2 protein-coding genes are annotated in these 2112 nt (G+C 54.4%); one reads left to right on the forward strand and one right to left on the reverse strand.

The window, feature by feature from the left end; translation table 11 throughout:
• The coding region (locus AC13E3_RS00350; RefSeq protein WP_482901564.1) for a hypothetical protein at nt 1-1260 on the forward strand (1260 nt) is incomplete at its 5' end.
• Between the two features lie 167 nt (nt 1261-1427).
• On the opposite strand, the gene AC13E3_RS00355 is transcribed toward AC13E3_RS00350, so the two are convergent.
• A partial coding sequence (locus AC13E3_RS00355) for a copper resistance protein B (protein WP_008175168.1) occupies nt 1428-2112 on the reverse strand: 685 nt, incomplete at its 5' end.

Consider the following 2112-nt stretch of genomic DNA (forward strand, 5'->3'; position numbering starts at 1 on the left):
ACCGTAGAAGACCTGAAGGTTGAAATAAATCAACTGACGGCTGAAGTGGAAGAGCTCAAGAAAGGCGATTCCCCCTTCACGGTGAACGGTTATTACCGCCTGCAGGCGACCTCAGAAAGCCTGGATGAAACCAACGAGAACAGCAGTTCATTTGTTGACCAGCGCCTGCGTGCAAAGATCACCGGCGACCTCAACGATAACGTGAGCCTGGTTTGGTACGGTGAGCTCGATTCTCCCTGGGGTGAGAAGGGAAGCTGCCAGGGTGACAATTGCGGCAAACTCAGCGCCGACGGCGTTGGCGTTGAGACCAAAAATGTCTACGCTGAACTGAAGGTGCCGAACAGCGACTGGAAGGTGCGAGCGGGCGTCCAGGGGTATGGCTTCGGCAAGTACGAGAGCCTTGTTACCAACGACGACATGAATGGCGTCTCCTTTGCGGGCAATGTTGGTATGGCCACGCTGACAGGTGGCTGGTTCAAGTGGGAAGAAAACGATAGAGATTCTGCGGACGACGTGGACTTCTACATGTTGAGTGCCGAACTTCATCCCAGCGAGGTTTTCCACTACGGCCTTACCGGAGCTCAGATCAGCAACAGCAGTCCGGATGCTCTGAATGGTACGGCGGCTCGAACGGATGACAACTATTTCGGTGCCTACGCCGATTTTACCTTTAACAAAATGGGCTATAGCGGCTCGGTACTTTACAAAAAGTCGTCCGGGCGTGACTCTGACGCAACAGATGGCGACACGTACATGTTGAATCTGTATGCCCAGAGGCATTGGGGCAATGCAAGCCTCAAGATTCACGGCATCTACATTCCGGCTGATGACAGCAGCAATGGTGCAGATCGCTTCGCGGCAAACCAGTCAGGCTGGGAGCTGAATAGCAGCAATCTGCAAATCTTCGGAACAGACTACTACTACAACAATGGTTCCCAGGGGGCCAAGTCAGTTTATGACGCAGCTTACCAGGGATACGGTCTGATGGGGCTGATAGTCTCGGGTGATCAGGAACTTTCCAACGACTACTACCTGAAGTACGGCACAGGATACTTCCGCGCTGCCGACGACGCGCCCGACAGCGCTGCTCAGGCCAACGGCTCAACCCTTGGTACTGAAGTCGCTGCTCAGCTTGGTAAAAAGTTTGCCGGCGTGTATGACATCAGCCTCCGCGGTTCTTACGGTTTCATGGGAGACTTCTACGGAGATGACCCGGAGGATACCTATAAGGTCGTAGCTATGGTCAATATCAGTTACTGATCAACGTGTAATTTCATGATCTGATACAACGGCCGGGCCTTAGTCCGGCCGTTTGTCATTGAGCCGAACATGCGGAAGGTCGGCAATGATTTTGACGAAATCCTCCAAATGAGGACACTAGCTGACCCACGCAAAGGGGCCAGCCTTTTCTACTGGGCATTATCGTACTAAAACCACCACCGGACGCCCGCCACGAAGCTGGAGGACTCGACGTCTTCCCCCTCGCGCTCACGAAGGTCCTCTGTGTTGCCCAGAAAGCGGGTGTAAGAAACACCCACGTAGGGCGCAAACTCCCTCGAAAAGTGGTATCTCAGACGGAGCCCCAGGCCCACATTATTGATGCCACTACCGACGCCCCACTCCTCAACATCGCTGAAGGCAACGAGCGTTTCGCCGCGGCCCTGCAAAATGAGCCTTTGGGTCAGCAGCCAGTCGTACTCGGCTTCAAGATCGTATGACACGTCACCGTCGTCGGTGACTCGGAGATTTGTGTCTACCTCAAACCAGTAGGGGGCAAGTCCCTGCAATCCAACAATGGCCGAATAGCGCTCCTTATTAGGGCTGGGGCCAAACGTTGTCTGGGCACCCAATCCTGTCTGTATATCCCAGAAGCGATCGAAGCGATAGCTGTACTGCACATCAAAATTTTCGATGTCGCCGCTGTCGCTGGATAGATCAGTCTCACCTTCCGTTTCGACCCAGAGCCGATTGCGATCTTTACCAATCCAGGCCTGGGCGTCCCACAGGGCCAATTCGTTGTCGCCGTCACGCTGGTATTCCATCCGGTCAAACAGAACCTGGCCAAACACCTGGTTGTCGTGTATCGGCAGCGTCCAGTCCGGTTCGGCCTGA

The organism is Marinobacter sp. L-80 (genome assembly GCF_056859395.1).